This is a genomic window from Phycisphaerae bacterium (assembly GCA_028714855.1).
Classification (GTDB): Bacteria; Planctomycetota; Phycisphaerae; order Sedimentisphaerales; family Anaerobacaceae; genus CAIYOL01.
Genome location: JAQTLP010000004.1, coordinates 128,021 through 144,484, shown reverse-complemented (window position 1 = coordinate 144,484; position 16,464 = coordinate 128,021). Strand labels below are relative to the sequence as shown.

15 protein-coding genes and 1 tRNA gene are annotated in these 16,464 nt (G+C 48.6%); 3 read left to right on the top strand and 13 right to left on the bottom strand.

Annotated features, from left to right (window positions below; genetic code table 11):
• Positions 1–174: 174 nt before the first annotated feature.
• The 13 genes from PHG53_04560 to PHG53_04500 form a co-directional block, all read right to left on the bottom strand.
• Positions 175–378, bottom strand: coding sequence for a hypothetical protein (locus PHG53_04560; protein ID MDD5380896.1), 204 nt, complete (start codon positions 376–378; stop codon positions 175–177).
• A 253-nt stretch (positions 379–631) separates the two neighbouring features.
• On the bottom strand, positions 632–1,711 hold the full coding sequence (gene xerC, locus PHG53_04555) for a tyrosine recombinase XerC (protein MDD5380895.1): 1,080 nt from the start codon (positions 1,709–1,711) through the stop codon (positions 632–634).
• A gap of 65 nt (positions 1,712–1,776) precedes the next feature.
• Positions 1,777–2,028 carry a hypothetical protein gene (locus PHG53_04550; GenBank protein ID MDD5380894.1) on the bottom strand — a complete coding sequence of 84 codons (252 nt, stop codon included), beginning with the start codon at positions 2,026–2,028 and terminating at the stop codon, positions 1,777–1,779.
• Positions 2,029–2,249: 221 nt separating this feature from the next.
• Complete coding sequence (locus tag PHG53_04545; protein ID MDD5380893.1) at positions 2,250–3,185, bottom strand: radical SAM protein; 936 nt, start codon at positions 3,183–3,185, stop codon at positions 2,250–2,252.
• Between the two features lie 6 nt (positions 3,186–3,191).
• A complete protein-coding gene (gene kdsA, locus PHG53_04540) occupies positions 3,192–4,016 on the bottom strand; it encodes a 3-deoxy-8-phosphooctulonate synthase (protein ID MDD5380892.1) in 825 nt (274 codons plus the stop codon).
• A 9-nt stretch (positions 4,017–4,025) separates the two neighbouring features.
• On the bottom strand, positions 4,026–4,970 hold the full coding sequence (locus PHG53_04535) for a diacylglycerol kinase family lipid kinase (protein MDD5380891.1): 945 nt from the start codon (positions 4,968–4,970) through the stop codon (positions 4,026–4,028).
• 13 nt (positions 4,971–4,983) lie between these two features.
• Positions 4,984–5,550, bottom strand: coding sequence for a class IV adenylate cyclase (gene cyaB, locus PHG53_04530; GenBank protein MDD5380890.1), 567 nt, complete (start codon positions 5,548–5,550; stop codon positions 4,984–4,986).
• Between the two features lie 3 nt (positions 5,551–5,553).
• Entirely contained in the window at positions 5,554–6,933 is a 1,380-nt protein-coding gene (locus PHG53_04525; GenBank protein MDD5380889.1) for a S8/S53 family peptidase, read from the bottom strand.
• A 31-nt stretch (positions 6,934–6,964) separates the two neighbouring features.
• Positions 6,965–9,523 carry a leucine--tRNA ligase gene (leuS, locus tag PHG53_04520; protein ID MDD5380888.1) on the bottom strand — a complete coding sequence of 853 codons (2,559 nt, stop codon included), beginning with the start codon at positions 9,521–9,523 and terminating at the stop codon, positions 6,965–6,967.
• A gap of 35 nt (positions 9,524–9,558) precedes the next feature.
• The gene (locus PHG53_04515) at positions 9,559–9,768 is read right to left on the bottom strand and encodes a zinc ribbon domain-containing protein (GenBank protein ID MDD5380887.1); all 210 of its coding nucleotides are present in this window, start codon (positions 9,766–9,768) and stop codon (positions 9,559–9,561) included.
• 23 nt (positions 9,769–9,791) lie between these two features.
• Positions 9,792–9,866: transfer RNA gene (locus PHG53_04510), tRNA-Pro, on the bottom strand.
• A gap of 48 nt (positions 9,867–9,914) precedes the next feature.
• Positions 9,915–12,284, bottom strand: coding sequence for a primosomal protein N' (gene priA, locus PHG53_04505; protein MDD5380886.1), 2,370 nt, complete (start codon positions 12,282–12,284; stop codon positions 9,915–9,917).
• 12 nt (positions 12,285–12,296) lie between these two features.
• Entirely contained in the window at positions 12,297–12,617 is a 321-nt protein-coding gene (locus PHG53_04500) for a hypothetical protein (protein ID MDD5380885.1), read from the bottom strand.
• Positions 12,618–12,744: 127 nt separating this feature from the next.
• Here PHG53_04500 and uvrB point away from each other — a divergent pair, with 127 nt between their 5' ends.
• Genes uvrB through PHG53_04485 form a run of 3 tightly spaced genes read left to right on the top strand, consistent with a single transcriptional unit; the run spans position 12,745 to position 16,445 of the window.
• Positions 12,745–14,787, top strand: a complete 2,043-nt coding sequence (gene uvrB, locus PHG53_04495; GenBank protein MDD5380884.1) for an excinuclease ABC subunit UvrB — start codon at positions 12,745–12,747, stop codon at positions 14,785–14,787.
• On the top strand, positions 14,784–15,656 hold the full coding sequence (gene nadC / locus PHG53_04490; GenBank protein MDD5380883.1) for a carboxylating nicotinate-nucleotide diphosphorylase: 873 nt from the start codon (positions 14,784–14,786) through the stop codon (positions 15,654–15,656). Before uvrB ends, nadC begins: the two co-directional genes overlap by 4 nt.
• A 3-nt stretch (positions 15,657–15,659) precedes the next feature.
• Positions 15,660–16,445, top strand: coding sequence for a biotin--[acetyl-CoA-carboxylase] ligase (locus tag PHG53_04485; protein MDD5380882.1), 786 nt, complete (start codon positions 15,660–15,662; stop codon positions 16,443–16,445).
• Positions 16,446–16,464 lie beyond the last annotated feature (19 nt).

The following is a 16,464-nucleotide window of genomic DNA, read 5'->3' as shown; positions in this document are numbered from 1 at the left end:
GTTAATTGGGGAATTGTTAAATAAATATTTTTAGGGAACAGTACTTGGCAAGGGGATATCAAAACGATGGGAAAAGGCAACAGATATACTCTCTCGAACTAAGCTTGTGTGGAGAAGTTATCTTCGAAGCGTTCTGGCGATGCACGCTTCGCTTCGAGGGGCTAAACAGGTAAATTACAAATCCATGGGTTTGCAGAGACTTTCAGCAGAGTGAGCGGTACGGCCGCAGAAATAACACTTAAATTTGGGCTCGTCGACTAATCCCTTGTAGTCCTGCTCATCATTTATATGATAGCCATACGATACGAAATAACACAGATGCTTAGTGTGCTCATCGCTTTTACATTGAGCATTATCTTTCGGGTGTTCTTTAGCCATTGAATTTCTCCGCCATAGGAATACGACCTTTGGTTGTAATTAGTTATTGGTAATTAGTAACTGGTAAGCAGTAATTACCATAATAGGGGTGTTGTAAAGGGTCGGTGGGGAAAAAGCAAGGGAATGAGGTATGAGTAAATGAGGGAATGAGGGAATGAGGGAATGGGGGGATGAGGGGATGAGTTAATAAAAAACCCCCGAAGTCTCAGACTTCGGGGGCAGTTCTTTTCTTCTTATCTCTCGCGGCGAGGTTTTACCACTCGTGTTCGTTATTATCCTTATTCATTTTGCTCGGCTCGGTTATGCTCGAAATATGGTCTTTCGAAACCGGCTGCTCGGGAGTGGTCTGCTGGTCGCGGGGGTGGGCCTTGTCGTAGGTCTCTTTGAGCTTTTTGGTTGTCAGATGGGTGTAAATCTGGGTGGTCGAAAGCGACTGATGGCCGAGCAGCTCCTGAACGCTTCTTAAATCGGCGCCGTTATTTAACATGTGCGTCGCGAAGCTGTGCCGGAGGGTATGCGGGCTGATAGTAGGGTCGAGGCCAGCCATTTTGAGGTATTTATCCATTTTTCGGCGGACGCTGCGTGTGCTTAGTCGCCGGCCGTGCTTATTAACGAACAGAACCTTCGTATCGAAATTGGCGTTGCTGCTTGCCCTTTTGTTGCGAAATTCCATATAGTGCTGAATGACCTGCAAAGCGGAGGTGCCGATTGGGACGATTCTTTCCTTTTTGCCTTTACCGCGGATGTGTATGACTTCGCCGAGGAAGTCGACGTCGTCCATATTCAGGGAGACAAGCTCGCTGACGCGGACGCCTGTGCTGTAAAGGGTCTCCATGATGGCCCTATCTCTTGCGCCGAGCCAGTTATCCATAGAAGGGGTCTCGATTAATCTCTTGATGTCTTCGTATTCGAGGAAGTGGGGCAGGCGCTTGTCCTGCTTGGGGGTGCGGACGGCCATAACAGGATTGGTGGAGAGCTGGTTTCTTTTAACGAGGAATTTGTAGAAGCTGCGCAGCGTGGCAAGCTTGCGAGCGACGGTTGACTTTGAATACTGCTTCTCGTTGAGGGCGGCCAGATATGCCCTGATGGAATTGACATCGACGGCAAGAAGGAGCTGGTCCAGTTTGAGATTTGTCCGCGTAGCGACAGCGGTAGCTGCGCCGCCCTGATGGGCACCGGCCGGGGCGTGCTCATCCGTGTGACCGGAGCGACCAGCTAGAAAATCGCTAAACTGCTCGAGGTCCGCGCCGTAGCACTTGGCCGTATGCGGGGAAAACCGCTTTTCGAATTTCAAGTAATTTAGAAACTCCGAAACAATTACATTATCTTCCATAATCGCACCTACCTATTCAGCATCTTTATGTAATAAAGGTTTCAATCTTAGTTATATCAGCCGGGTTATTGCGGCTGCGAGTCTTCCTGCAAAATGGGTTTCTTATCGCCGATGAGCTTATCGGCCTGGTTAATAAGCGATTGCGCGAGCTTGAAACTGAGCACCGCGGCATCGAACCAATCGAAATTCGTTCGTTTATCCTTGGCCTGCTCAATCAGGGCGTCGAGAAGTTTGTCTTCGGAGCCGCTGTCGTAACGGAATATAAACTTCTCGGTGCCTTTGTTTAGAACCAGCTGCTGTTTCCTGTGTTTGGTCATCAAAGTCGCCTATATTTTTTATCGGTCTAAAAGCCGATAACCTATTGCTAAAATCCAGTTTTTCGCGACAAATTCGATAAAATCGAAGCTTTGGAAAACGTTACAACGCTTTTATCGGCCAATAAGACGTCCGTCTTTACTAAAATGAATATGAATCCGGCAATTAGGTGTAAATTCACCAGATTTTTACCGGCTCGTCCCCCGTGCGTTAGGAATATCTACTAATTTGCTTTGAAAAAGAAGGTTACGCCGTTTTTTTGTCGGGAAGCGATGGCGCCCTGCTGCTGGAGATGGGTGATATACTTTAAGACCTCGTTTGGGGTGATGCCGAGGGCAGAGGATATGTCACTCAGGGAGCAAGGCCTGCGTTTCAGCATTGATAATACGTCTTCGGCCTTGGCTTGGAAGTTTGCGCCTGCGTGTGCCGGTGAGAAGTCGGCTATGACCTCGCAGTTTTGGCCGAGCTGCCGAGCGATGGCGCGGAGTGTTTTGTGGTCGAGGGCTTTGACGCCAGGCTCGGTGGTGGGGCGAACGGCGGTATTAAGCTGAACCTTGTCGGGATGAATGCGGTCTATGGCAGACTTGATTTTGGCAATCTGCTGGTTATCAGTATTGAAACCCTCGATGAGAAAAACTTCGAGCCATATTTGGCCTTGGAACTCGTCTCTCAATGCGCACAAACCACTAATCAATCTTTCAATACTTAAGCCGGAGTGCGGGCGATTTATCCTCTGGTAGGTCTGCTCGTCGCCGGCATCCAAAGAAGGCAAAACGACGTCGGCCTTGGCGCAATCGGCGCGGACATCCGGTTTGTAGAGCATGGTGCCGTTGGTAAGTATGGCTACGGGGATGGCGGTGATTTTCTTTATGCCGTCTATAAGCTCGCCGAGGCGGGAGTGGAGGGTAGGCTCGCCGGAACCGCCGATGGTAATGAAATCGGCTTCCAGTCCTGCGGCCAATTTGTCTTTCAACTCGGCCAAAACCGCTTCGACAGGAAGAAAATCGCTGCGATGGAGGGTCTTTTCGGTGGTTTTGCCGAGCTGGCAGTAAACGCAATCGAGCGAACAGAGCTTGAACGGCACGATATCAACGCCGAGGCTACGTCCAAGTCTTCGCGAGGGCACCGGGCCATATAAATACTTTTTTTCTTCAGCCACTTTTATCTACTTCCGGACGACCTCGAATATCTTTTTGCACACTTTTAATAAATCTTCGAGCCAATCGATGGGCATAATGCTGGCGGCATCGGATTTTGATTTTTCCGGGTCGGTGTGCACCTCGATGAAAAGCCCATCGGCGCCTGCGGCGACGGCGGCTCTGGCAAGTATTGGGGCGAATTCCGGCCGGCCCGCGCTGGCATTACCGAGACCGCCCGGCTGCTGGGTGCTGTGCGTCGCATCGAAGACAACGGGACAGCCAAGCTTTTTCATAGAGACAATAGCGGTCATATCGTTGACGAGCCGATTGTAGCCAAAAAACGTTCCGCGTTCGGTGAGCATAATTTTTTTGTTATCGCAGGAGCGAACCTTCTCGACGGCATTTTTCATTTCATCGGGCGAGATAAACTGGCCTTTCTTTATATTCACAGGTTTTCCAGTCTTGGCGCAGGCACAAAGCAAATCGGTCTGCCTGCAGAGAAAAGCAGGCACCTGGAGACAATCAACGACTTTGCCGACGGCCTGGGCCTGAGCCAGCTCGTGCACATCGGTCATAACAGGCAAACCAGTCTCCCGGCGAACTGCTGCAAGAATCTCCAGTCCCTTTTCCAAACCCGGGCCTCTGAAACTATGCAGACTGGAGCGATTGGCCTTGTCGAAGCTCGCCTTGAAAATCATTCCCACGCCGGTGCTTGCGGCGATTTTGACGATTTTGTCCGCGATATCCAGACAGATGTCCCTGCTTTCAATAACACAAGGCCCAGCGATTAGAAATAAAGGCGCATCGGCGCCAATATTGACATTACCGATTTTGAAACTTGCTTTATTCATATTTTAATTTCATCCTAATGCCCTGATAATTCTCGTTCTTATTCCCGCCGGCTTTGCGCCCTCTGGCACGACACAATTGACCGCCCGCGGTATCACTTTAATCTGCACAGGTAAAGCGGGGCCGGGGTCACCATCAATTTCGGTATCTATGGCGGCACTATCCGAACTTACGGAAACCTCTTTGCCCTGACGATAAATAACATCAGAGCAATTTACGTCTCGCTTGAGGACCGTAAATATCGAATGCTTGACCAGATGCAGGCGGGAGGCACATTTATAAATACATATATCCAGCAAGCCATCACTGAAATCGGCATAGTGCAATATCTGAAGGCCTACCGCATATCTCGAAATATTTCCGACAAAAACCAGGCCCCGGCCGTTAAAAATTTCTTCGCCGTCCACGGTCACTTTCATTGATTCGAATTTATAATCCCAGAACGTTCGCCAGAGCGGCCAGAAATAATCGAAGTAATCTATATGTCCCCTGCGCTGCTCGCTAACACGTTTGACTACTCGGCCGTCAAAACCGAATCCTGCTATCGAAGTAAAACATTTCCCATTTATATTCCCCAAGTCTAAAGTCCGAATGAAGCCGCACTCAAACGCTTTTATTATTGTTTTCAATTTTTCATCGAAACCCAACTCATTTGCCAGTAAATTTTCGGTTCCGCAGGGCACTATCAGCAGCGGTTTGTCACTGCCTTCGAGGCCGTGCGCAACCTCCCTGATTGTACCATCACCACCGGCAGCGACAACCATCGCACAATTGTAATCCACAGCCGCATCTGTAGCCACTTCACAGGCATGTGCCAAAGAAGCAGTCAAAGTAACCCTGACCTTGTATCCTTTTTTGACAAGGTATTCCTCAAACCATCGACCGACCAGTTTGCTGCTGGTTGCGCCGGCTTTGGGATTTAAGATATACGCAATATAACCATCATCTGGTTTCATACGCTCTAATCTTTTATAACAATACCTCTTTTTCTTTTCTGCCAAGCTGCAGAAGCTTTTTGGCCATCAAAGACGCATAGCTTTCCAAAATGACCGGCAAATCCGACAGCCCCAAATTGCTTTGCACGTCGGCGATTTTCTGCTCATCAGGCCCTTCTATTTCAACGAAACTGCCCAATAACGGCAGTTCATCCAGAGCAACTTCGCACCCGCCAAATCGCCAAATTTGACGTTTCTTCTCGAACACAAGCACTTTATTATATCCAAGCAACAAAAGCAGCTTCTCGGCAGAATCTCCATCTTCGACTTCGACTTCAACTTCCTGCCTTTTTTTGAACTGGTCCTTTTCTTTCGCGCCTTTATAAGTCAAAAAAAATCTTTTGCTATTATCGGCCGACTGCCGCCGCAGGCGGAGACAGCGGTCACTTTTCCTGAAAGTTGTGTTCGCATCATCAAAGTAGCTGTCTAAGTGCAGCCGCTCCTGTCCAAATTCAGCACCGAGAGCATCCAGCTTTTCCGCTATTTCCTTCAGCGAATCGACCTTCAGCTTTGCTTCAATCTCAACGGGCATAAGTTCCATCGATTACTTTGGTTTGGTTTTTTGAACAGCTTCGATAAAGCCTGTAGGATTGATAACGTAACCGGCATTGGTTTTTATTGCCGTGTCAATCCACAAATTGACTATTTCGCCGGGCTTAATCTCAGGGTCAACCTGATAAGCGAGGGCAGCAAGTCCTGCAAGATACGGCGCCGCCCAGCTTCTTTCGCCTTGTCTCCAAAAGGTATAAGCATCCTGAGCCATATGACTTGCCGTTGTCCGATTACCCGCCGGAACCAGGAAGATACTATCTTTTCCACTGGACTTACCGGCTTTGTAGGCCGATGGTGAATCCGCATTCCTGTCAGTAATATGGTCGAGCGTCCCGTAGTTCAAGAGAGCCGTGTCGCACGTTACTACGAGGATACCATTCGCAGCGGCCTTAGCAAAAGTTTCTTTCCACCTGTCAAAGTTGACCTGCTGCCGAAATGTCCCTGATGAGATGTTTACCACCCGAACTTTTTCTGAAGCGCCTGCGTTTTGGTTTTCTTCAATAATTTTATCAATAATATCACAGTAAATCCCATTATCCGGTAAAGAGATGAGAGGCACAGAATAATAATAGACTCTGGCTGCCGGCGCAACACCGCACTGTTCGCCAACCGCAGCACTGACTATGGGCGTACCGTGCATTGCCGAGGTTGTACTTTGAAAGACAACTCCTTCATATTTTGTGATTTTTCCGTCATACTCCCGGTGATCCTTCATCAATGGCTGGTCAATTATAGCTATAACAACACCTCTGCCATCGATACCCTGCTTATGCAGAGCCCGCACACCTAGTCCCGGATTTTTTCCTTCCTCAAGCAAACGTTCCGGTTTAAATCCTTTAGGCATCCTGTTTGGCTTGGGCCACTTTGTAAAGGTATCAAAAGACATCTCATCGAGAATTTTTTTATGTTTTCTCAAGTCGAGCTTAGTCAGCGACATATTCGCCACTCCCAGGAAGGGGTCAATCTTACCAAGGTCATCCGTGTCCCTTAACGTAACCTGGCGATTTTTACCAATATCAAAGCTCATTCCTTTGCCGGACAACTGTAAGATAGTAAACGGGATGGATTTGTCTTTAACTTTTGCAAACCTGGCAAAAACATCTGAATATGCGAGCTCACAAATTTCTATTCCCCCAATAGTGCTTTTTGTTTCTTTTAGAGGTTCTCCGGCAATTTGTTTAAATTCATCGATAGTGGTAAGTTTATACAAAATTCGTTGTTTCTGCACAGCTTTAGATACAATTTCCGCTACCAATTTTTGCCCGCCGCTATTCGGCCCTGCAGCGGCCAAACAGGACGTAAAAACAGCTAAAATCACACAGGAAACAATAAACCCATTGAAAACAGTTCTGAAATTAAAACCGCGACACATAATAATACCTTTCCCTTTCTAAATAATTATGTCAAATAACAATATTCACCAACCTGGACTTGATGACGATAATTTTTTTTGGCTCTTTTCCGTCCAAAGCTTTTTTAACCTTTTCGCCGGCCAGTGCCTTTTGTTTTATCTGCTCTTCGTCGGCATCGGCGGAAACAACAATTCTATCCTTTATTTTACCGTTGACCTGAATAACCAGCTCAATTTCCTTTTCTTTGATAATCCGTACGTCATATTCAGGCCAAGGTTCGTAAGCAAGGGTATTGGTATGGCCTAATCTTTCCCAAAGCTCTTCAGCAATATGAGGAGCGAACGGCGCAAGAACCAGAAGGAATTTCTCAACAACGGATTTTGGTCTGATTTCCTGCTTGCTGAGGTGATTTACAAAAATCATCATCTGACTGATCGCGGTATTGAAACCGAATGTTTCAATATCATCTCCAACCTTCTTTATAGTCTGGTGCAGCAATCTAAGGGTTGTCTCATCAGCATCGGCATCTTTAATATTCTCGACAAGCTCGCCGATATCTTCATCAACTATCATCGACCAGGTTCTCTTAAGAAACCTGAACACACCTTCAACGCCCTGCATACTCCAAGGTTTCATTGATTCCAGCGGCCCCATAAACATTTCGTACAGCCGCATCGAATCGGCGCCATAATCGGCGACGACTTTATCTGGATTAATCACGTTGCCGCGAGATTTGCTCATCTTCTGGCCGTCCTCGCCCAAAATCATTCCCTGATTGACGAGCTTTTTGAACGGCTCTTTGGTGCTGACGAAACCTAAGTCGAAAAGCAGCTTGTGCCAGAACCGCGAATACAAAAGGTGCAGCACCGCGTGTTCCGCACCTCCAATATACAAATCGACAGGCATCCAGTATTTTTCCTTCTCCGGGTCCCAGCCCTGGCGGGGATTCTCCGGGTCAAGGTAACGCAGATAATACCAGCAGCTTCCCGCCCATTGAGGCATTGTATTGGTTTCGCGTTTGGCCTTTACTCCATCGGCCAGTGTCACATTGACCCAGTCAGTCGTTTTTGCCAAAGGCGGCTCACCATCCCCGCTCGGCTTATAATCATCCACCTCCGGCAATCTTAGAGGAAGATCTTCTTTAGTCAGAGCAATTCTTCTGCCATCCTCAGCATGCAATATCGGAAAAGGCTCACCCCAATAGCGCTGCCTGCTGAAAAGCCAGTCGCGCAGTTTATAGTTAACCGCTTTTCCGCCGAGGCCTTTTTCTGCGAGCCAATTTGTAATTTGCTCTTTGAACTGGGCTGTTGTCAGGCCGCTAAACCGGCCGGAGTTTATTGCTTTGCCGTCGCCGATGAAACAAAATTGGCCTTTCTTAACCAACTCGGCCTGCTCACGGTCATCCGGTTCGACAACCGGAATAATCTGCAAATCGAATTTTTTGGCGAATTCGAAATCCCTTTCATCGTGGGCCGGCACCGACATTATTGCGCCCGTGCCGTAGCTGATTAAAACATAGTCGCTTATCCAGATTGGGATTTTTTCGTTGTTTACTGGATTGATTGCGTAAGCACCGGTAAATACGCCGGTTTTTTCTTTAGCTAAATCTGTCCTGTCCAAATCGCTTTTGTTAAGAGCCTTGAATTTGTAGTCTTCTACCGCATTTATATATTTATCAGTCGTTATCATATCGACATGTTCATGCTCTGGCGCCAGTACCATATACGTCGCCCCGAATAAGGTATCCGGGCGAGTTGTAAAAACACGGATAGGTTTAATATCGTATCCGTCAACTTTAAAATCAACCTCTGCGCCGATGCTCTTGCCGATCCAGTCCTGCTGAAGCTTCTTGATCGAATGCGGCCAGTCAACCTCGTCAAGCCCCTTAAGAAGACGCTCACAGTACTTCGTTATCCTCAGCATCCACTGCCGCATTGGTCTTCTTATAACAGGATGGCCGCCACGTTCGCTTACACCACCGACAACTTCCTCGTTCGCAAGAACAGTGCCCAACTCAGGACACCAATTGACCGGGGCGAAATCTTCATAAGCCAGACGGTGACCATCTATGAAAATCCGTTTTCCTTCCTCGCTCAAATCTTTTTGTATCGGCAGTTCTTCGATAGGCTTGGCCTTTTGCTCATCTTCATCAAAGTAACTGTTGTAGAATTTCAGAAATATCCACTGCGTCCACTTGTAATAATTCGGGTCGGTAGTATTAACCTCCCTGTCCCAGTCATAGCTAAAGCCCAGTGATTCGATTTGCCGGCGCATACCATCAATATTCTTTTGAGTGGTCTGAGCAGGATGCGTTCCAGTTGCAACAGCATACTGTTCTGCGGGCAGACCGAACGCATCCCAGCCCATAGGATGCAGGACGTTGAAACCTTTCATCCGCTTATAGCGGGAAACAATGTCGCTGGCCGTATAACCTTCCGGATGGCCGACGTGCAGGCCGGCAGCGCTGGGGTAGGGAAACATATCGAGAACGTAATACTTGCACCTGGAATTGTCGCAGTCCCTGGCCTTAAATGTCTTGTTCTCTTCCCAGAACCGCTGCCACTTCTTTTCTATCTCGTTGAAGTTATAACCGTTTTTTTTCTCGTCCATTGCTTCCTATTTTACCGTTTCATATTTACGAGTATTTACCCGTTCGAATGAGGACAGGTGTTATCGCTGCAGCCGAAGCATTTTTTTGATTGCCCCGCCTTGACCTGCGCCGAAAATACCGAAATCTGTTTTGTCAGTTTGCTGCTGCCGCAATGAGCACAGCTCCTAACGCCGCGGCTGCCGCTTGTTTCAAGCAACTCGGTTATCTTGCCACATTTATCGCATTTATATTCAAAAATCGGCATCACAAACCCTCATTAGTAAAAAATCGGGGCGAGTGGATTTGAACCACCGGCCTCTTGGTCCCGAACCAAGCGCTCTATCCAAGCTGAGCTACGCCCCGAAAGACATAGAAATGGGAAATATAGCACATAAATGCCGGAATTGCAAGCTACAATAAGTTGACAGGGTCTATATCTATGGCGACCTTGACTGCGGGACGAAGCCGCCACAGGTCGGCCCGGAGCGTTGTAAATAATCGCTGTATAGTTTCAGCTTTGGCCGACTGGATAATTATCTGCATCCTGTGGAACTGCTGTATCCGATTTATCACCGCCGGCATCGGCCCCCTGACAGTCACCTTCAGGTCGTCTCGTTTTACAATATCATCGACCTTCCTGCGTATCACAACAGAAGCGGCTTCGAGTCTATCGAAATTCCTGTCCCGCATAATCACACCGGCCAACCGCCAAAACGGGGGCAAATTGCAGGCCCTGCGGTGCTTTAACTCCTCTTTAACAAACCCGTCGAAATCATTTTTGAGCGCAAATTGTATGGCCGGCTGGTCCGGCAGGAATGTTTGAACAAATACCACTCCTTTTTTCACAGAGCGTCCCGCGCGGCCGGCCACGTGAGAAATCAACTGGAACGTCCGCTCGTTCGCCCTGAAATCCGGCAGATAAAGGCAGGTATCGGCGCTGATAATGCCGACCAGTGTTACGTTCGGAAAATGCAGACCCTTGGCCAGCATTTGTGTTCCGGCCAATATATCTATTTTGCCATCGCTGAAATCCCTAAGGACGTGGTAATAGTCGCGCCCGGCCATAGAATCGCTGTCAACACGCGCTATACGGGCCTGCGAGAACTTTTTAGCCAGCTCACCTTCGAGCCTTTGCGAGCCAAACCCGAACATCGCAAAGCCGGCACCACACAAAGGACATTTCTGCGGCACGAGGGTCTGCGCCCCGCAATAGTGACATACCGCGAAACCGTAATCTATATGTTTGCCTGTAACCGTCCGCATCCGGCTGCCATCGCGAGGCGGCGATTTGTGAAACGTCAAAGTTACATCGCAATTCCGGCAGTGCAGCGTATATTTGCACGACGGGCAGAAAACAAAATTACTGTAACCGCGTCTGTTCAAAAGCAAAATTGCCTGCTCGCCTTTAGCCAGCACTTTTTCCAGATGTTCGGCAAGCGGCTCGGAAATCAGATTTATGCCTTCCTTTGTGTGAAATTCGTTCCGCAAATCAATGAGTCTCATCTCGGGAAAGGACAGGTCCATCACCCTTTTGGGCAAACGCATCATACTAAAATACTTTTTATTTTGGCTGTTATAAAGCGTCTCCAGCGAGGGTGTTGCGCTGCCTAAAATACAATGTGCGTTTGACAGCTGCGCCCATTTTATCGCCACGTCCCGTCCATTATAACGGGGGGCAGTATCCTGCTTGAAGCTCGGCTCATGCTCTTCGTCAACAACGACAAGGCCGAGCTTCGGCAGCGGCGCAAAAACCGCCGAGCGGGCGCCGATAACAACATCTGCTTCGCCATCTCTTATTTTATGCCACTGGGCGTTGCGCTGGGCGGAAGTCAGGCCAGAATGCATCACAGCTATTTTTTTAAACCTTGAGCTGAACCGCTGAACGGTTTGGGCGGTAAGGGCGATTTCCGGCAGCAGGACGATAGCGCCCATGCCCTTTTGCAAAACCGCCTCAATTGACCTTATATAAAGCTCGGTCTTGCCGCTGTCGGTGACGCCGTATAAAAGCGTGACGCCGAACTCGCCCGAATCTATTTTGGCCTTAAAATGAGCTAATGCCTTTTGCTGCTCCTGATTCAATACAACGCGGTCGGTTTTTATCACCATCCCCGCGGGAATAGCCGGCAGCGATTTTAATACCGTCCTGCGAACTATTTTGATGAGCTGTTTTTCAGCTAAGCTCTTTAAGGGTTCACTTGTGCAGTCAAGCTCTGCCAATAAACTTTGCAGGTCCGCCGCCGAGTCAGAATTAAAGGCTTTTTTCCGCTGCAGGTATTCGATGATTTGTTTCTGCTTTTTGCCCCTTAATTTTTCGATTGTCCCTTCAGCAACGCCAGCGAGATAAATTTGTCTTTCTGTTTTGACCCCCGCTCCTTTTTTCACCGCCCCCGGCACCATTGCAGCAAGGACCTGCCCCAGAGGACAGACATAGTAACCGGCAATCCACCGAGCCAGTTCCAACAAATCGGCATTCAGCAACGGCTCTTTATCAATTACACCGCAAACCTTTTTTAATTTAAATTCACGGCCTTTTCCTTTTGTGTCTTTGCGGCTTTGTTCCCCCGATATTATTTCAACACAAAAACCTTTTTCGAGCTTATTACCCCTGCCGAACGGGGCCTCGACCCGCTGCCCCGGCTCAATCGGCCAGAATTCGTCCGGCACAAGGTAGTCAAATTCCATATCCGCCGCAGACTCAAAAGCCACGCGAATAATATGACTGCATTTGCTTTGCTGGACGTCATCCGTCTCAAACAAACTCTCCGTTTGATACTTACGCACCTTCAATACGCCTTATTTCTTCAAGTTTGTTTTTAAAATTTTCGAGAGTTCCTTCGCAGCACGCTTAGCACTGTCAGCGGCACGCCAGGCTGCAATTGCAGCGAAAATTGTTGCAACAACAGCTATCAAAGAGGCAATAACCGCTCCAACGATAATCTCATCCGGGACAATCTGGATCTGCAACGGTTTCTCATCATGAGGCATTACCTTTACCGGCAAAGGCTGTTTGGCTGTGACGTCCGCTTCGGTCTTGATATTCATCAGTGTCTGTCCTTTGCCGGCGCAACCGGAGAGCAGACAAGCCATAACCATAAGAAGAATTATATTTTTCATTTCACTTTACCCCTTGATTTTATCTTTGGCTGCGATTGTCCCAGTTTGAAACAGCTATGTCAACCCCGCCCTTTTCCTTGAGTTTTGCAGCTTCCGGGCGTAGAATAAGTTGTTTTGAGACTATCAAATGGGCATATTCAAACTAAATAGTTCGTTCAGTCCCGCGGGTGACCAGCCGGAAGCGATAAAGCGGCTTGTAGAGGGTCTGCGCGCAGGCAAGAAATTCCAGACGCTTATGGGCGTAACGGGCAGCGGCAAGACATTCACAATGGCCCAGACCCTGGCTCAACTCGACAGGCCGGCCCTTGTCATATCGCACAATAAGACGCTGGCCGCCCAGCTTTACGAGGAATTCAAGGAGCTGTTTCCAGAAAATGCTGTCGAATATTTCGTCAGCTATTACGATTACTATCAGCCGGAGGCCTATATCCCGCAGCGCGATATTTACATAGAAAAGGACGCCTCGAAAAACGCCGACCTCGACCGTCTGCGGCTTTCAACGACTACAAGCCTGTCGACAAGAAACGATTGCATTATTGTCGCATCCGTCTCCTGCATTTTCGGTTTGGGTTCGCCGGAAGACTACAAAGCATCGGTAGTAGCCGTGCGAACGGGCGACAGAATCGACAGAAACGACCTTCTCGGCAGATTCGCAGATCTGCAATACACCAGAAACGATTTCGACTTCGCGAGGGGTAAATTCCGCGTTCGAGGCGACGTGGTCGAGCTGTACCCATCTTACGAAACTTTCGCTATCCGCTTCGAATTTTTCGGCGACCGCGTCGAAAAAATCAGCTATATAAATCCCACGTCAGCAGAGACCCTTGCCGTTGAAGAGCAGGTCTTTATCTATCCGGCTGAGCATTACATTATGCCCGCCGAGCGGGTCGAGTCAGCGATAGAGAGCATAAAGGCCGAGCTGAAAGAACGGCTTCAGCAATTCAACCAGGAAGGCAAACTTCTCGAAGCGCAGCGGCTGAAGGCCCGAACGATGTATGACATTGAAATGATGCAGGAGGTCGGTTACTGCAGCGGCATTGAAAATTACGCAAGGCACCTGGCAGGCCTGCCACCGGGAGCCAAACCTTATACACTGATTGACTATTTCCCGAAGGACTTTTTATTATTCATAGACGAATCGCACGTTACGATACCGCAGATACGAGCGATGTGGGCCGGAGACAGGAGCAGGAAAAACATCTTAGTTGAGCATGGATTCAGACTGCCAAGCGCTCTGGATAACAGACCTTTACGGTTCGAAGAGTTTCAGGAGAAATGGGCAAAGGTCGTTTTCGTTTCCGCGACGCCCGGCGATTTCGAGCTGGAAAAATGCAACAACGAGGTCATCGAGCAAATCATAAGACCAACGGGACTGGTGGACCCGGAAATTTTCGTTCATCCGGCCGGCAATCAGGTACAGCATCTACTCGGTGAAATCGAAAAACGGGTCAAGGCCAAAGAGCGAATACTCGTTACAACGCTGACAAAAAGAATGGCCGAAGACCTAGCGGGCTTTATTACGAAGAAAGGTTTTAAATGCCGCTACCTGCACAGCGAAATCGACACGCTCGAAAGAATCGAGATCCTGCGCGACCTTCGCAACGGCGAATTTGACGTGCTGGTCGGAATCAATCTGCTGCGGGAAGGACTTGATTTGCCGGAGGTATCAGCCGTCGCAATTCTCGATGCTGACAAAGAAGGATTCCTGCGAAGTCATATTTCGCTGATACAAACAATCGGCAGAACCGCACGAAATATCAACGCCACCGTCTTTTTATACGCCGATACCATCACCAAATCGATGCAAAAAGCTATTGACGAAACTGAAAGACGGCGTAAAATTCAACTACAATTCAATAAAGAGCATAATATTACGCCTGAAACGATAAAAAAGGAGATTCGCAGCAGTCTGACCGAGCAGATAAAGGCAAGAAAGACCGCCCGCGAGGCGATCCGGTTCGAAGAACGTGAATATGACAAGGTAGAACTGGCCGGCCAGATTGAGAAAGAAATGCTCGAAGCGGCACAGGAGCTGGATTTCGAAAAGGCGGCTTTTCTGCGAGACCAGCTGCAGGAACTGAAAGAACTGCCGGAATTCGCCCTCATAGAATCGAAGAAAAAGAAAAGAAGCTTTTTAGCCGCGAAAAAGCAAAGGGAAAAATTCAAATGAAACAACTGAACAACAAAGAAGCACGCCAGCTAATCAAAATGGCAATCGAAGAAGACCTCGGCAGCGGCGATATAACCAGCGAGCTTCTCTTTAAAGACAACGTTATTGCCAAAACAAATATCATATCCCGCGAGGAAATAGTGGTGTGCGGAATGGGTATCGCCAAGGAAATCCTCGCTGCTTTCGACAAGAGACTTAAGTTAAAGGTCATTGTAAAGGATGGCCAGGTAGCTTATGTCGGATGTAAAATCGCCACAATCAAAGGCCCGGTGCGCGCCATGCTAAGCGCCGAGCGGGTTATGCTCAATTTTCTGCAGCGGCTCAGCGGTATAGCCACGACAACTCGCAAATTTGTCCGCGCTGTTGAAGGGACAAAAGCAAAAATCTACGACACCCGAAAGACAATGCCCGGCTGGCGAACCATCGAAAAATACGCCGTCCGCTGCGGCGGCGGACATAATCACCGCCTCGGATTATACGACGCCGTGCTGATTAAAGATAACCATCTGTCGCTACTCGGCAGAAACTTTTACCCGAAACTGAAAAAAATAATCGAACGCGCAAAAAAATTAAAGGGCGCTAAATTTGTCGCCGTAGAAGTCGACCACGTTGACGACCAGCTGAACTACGTCCTGAAGATTCCTGGCATAGACATTGTGCTACTCGACAATATGGGCCAGTGGCAGTTAAAACACGCCGTGGATATGCGAAACAGAATGTGCCGCAAAGGCAGGAGGCCGCTACTCGAGGCCTCCGGTAATATATCGCTGAGCAATGTATCCGCTATTGCCCAGTGCGGCATCGACAGAATCGCCGTAGGTGAAATCACTCACTCGGCAAGGGCCGTTGACATTGCGGTTGACAGTTGAACTATGTCTCCAGCGCACGAACATCTCGACCCAGACAAAATAAAGGTAAACACCAAGCGTATCGGCAGAAAAATCCTCGTCTACAATCACACATCGAGCACAAATGACATCGCCGCCGAATACGCGAAAAACAAAGACAACGACGGCCTTGCAATCTTCGCCGAAGAGCAAACCGCCGGCCGGGGCAGGACCGGCGCCAAATGGCTCAGCAGGCGCTGCGACAGTATTCTTTGTTCGATTCTTCTGACCTCCTGCAAGTGCAACCCTGAGATGCTCTCGCTGGCCTGTCCCGTAGCAGTCGCCGAGGCCGTCGGAAAAATCGCCCACAGCCACGCAAAAATCAAATGGCCTAACGATATAATCTTAAATGGTAAAAAAGTGGCGGGCATTATGGTAGAGTCAAAAAAGGTCAACGGCAGCACCGCTTATATAATAGGCATAGGAATAAACTGCCACCAAAAGAAAAACTTGTTCCCCGACGAGCTGCAAACAACCGCGACAAGCATCGACATCGAAGGCCGATTGGTATGCGACCGCATCTCGCTGGCAAGGAGACTACTTTCCTCGTTAGACCACTGGCTTGAAGCAGCGGAAGATACAGGCAAAAAAATAATTGACCGATGGCGCAAACTAAACACCCTGCTGAACCAGAGAATAACAGTCATTTACAACGGCAGGAAATTTACCGGCAACTGCATCGGCGTCGATCCCGAAAAAGGTTTAATTGTCCAGCTCGACCGCGGCGGCGTCAGAATGTTCCACGCCGCTCAAACCACTATTGCAAAATAATTAACGTTAAGTTCCGCTA

Coding starts and splice junctions, on each gene's coding strand:
- PHG53_04535 (MDD5380891.1), bottom strand. CDS start 4,970: ATGAAACCAGATGATGGTTATATTGCGTATATCTTAAATCCCAAAGCC.
- leuS (MDD5380888.1), bottom strand. CDS start 9,523: ATGGACGAGAAAAAAAACGGTTATAACTTCAACGAGATAGAAAAGAAG.
- kdsA (MDD5380892.1), bottom strand. CDS start 4,016: ATGAATAAAGCAAGTTTCAAAATCGGTAATGTCAATATTGGCGCCGAT.
- PHG53_04550 (MDD5380894.1), bottom strand. CDS start 2,028: ATGACCAAACACAGGAAACAGCAGCTGGTTCTAAACAAAGGCACCGAG.
- uvrB (MDD5380884.1), top strand. CDS start 12,745: ATGGGCATATTCAAACTAAATAGTTCGTTCAGTCCCGCGGGTGACCAG.
- PHG53_04515 (MDD5380887.1), bottom strand. CDS start 9,768: ATGCCGATTTTTGAATATAAATGCGATAAATGTGGCAAGATAACCGAG.
- PHG53_04525 (MDD5380889.1), bottom strand. CDS start 6,933: ATGTGTCGCGGTTTTAATTTCAGAACTGTTTTCAATGGGTTTATTGTT.
- PHG53_04560 (MDD5380896.1), bottom strand. CDS start 378: ATGGCTAAAGAACACCCGAAAGATAATGCTCAATGTAAAAGCGATGAG.
- cyaB (MDD5380890.1), bottom strand. CDS start 5,550: ATGGAACTTATGCCCGTTGAGATTGAAGCAAAGCTGAAGGTCGATTCG.
- nadC (MDD5380883.1), top strand. CDS start 14,784: ATGAAACAACTGAACAACAAAGAAGCACGCCAGCTAATCAAAATGGCA.
- PHG53_04485 (MDD5380882.1), top strand. CDS start 15,660: ATGTCTCCAGCGCACGAACATCTCGACCCAGACAAAATAAAGGTAAAC.
- PHG53_04500 (MDD5380885.1), bottom strand. CDS start 12,617: ATGAAAAATATAATTCTTCTTATGGTTATGGCTTGTCTGCTCTCCGGT.
- xerC (MDD5380895.1), bottom strand. CDS start 1,711: ATGGAAGATAATGTAATTGTTTCGGAGTTTCTAAATTACTTGAAATTC.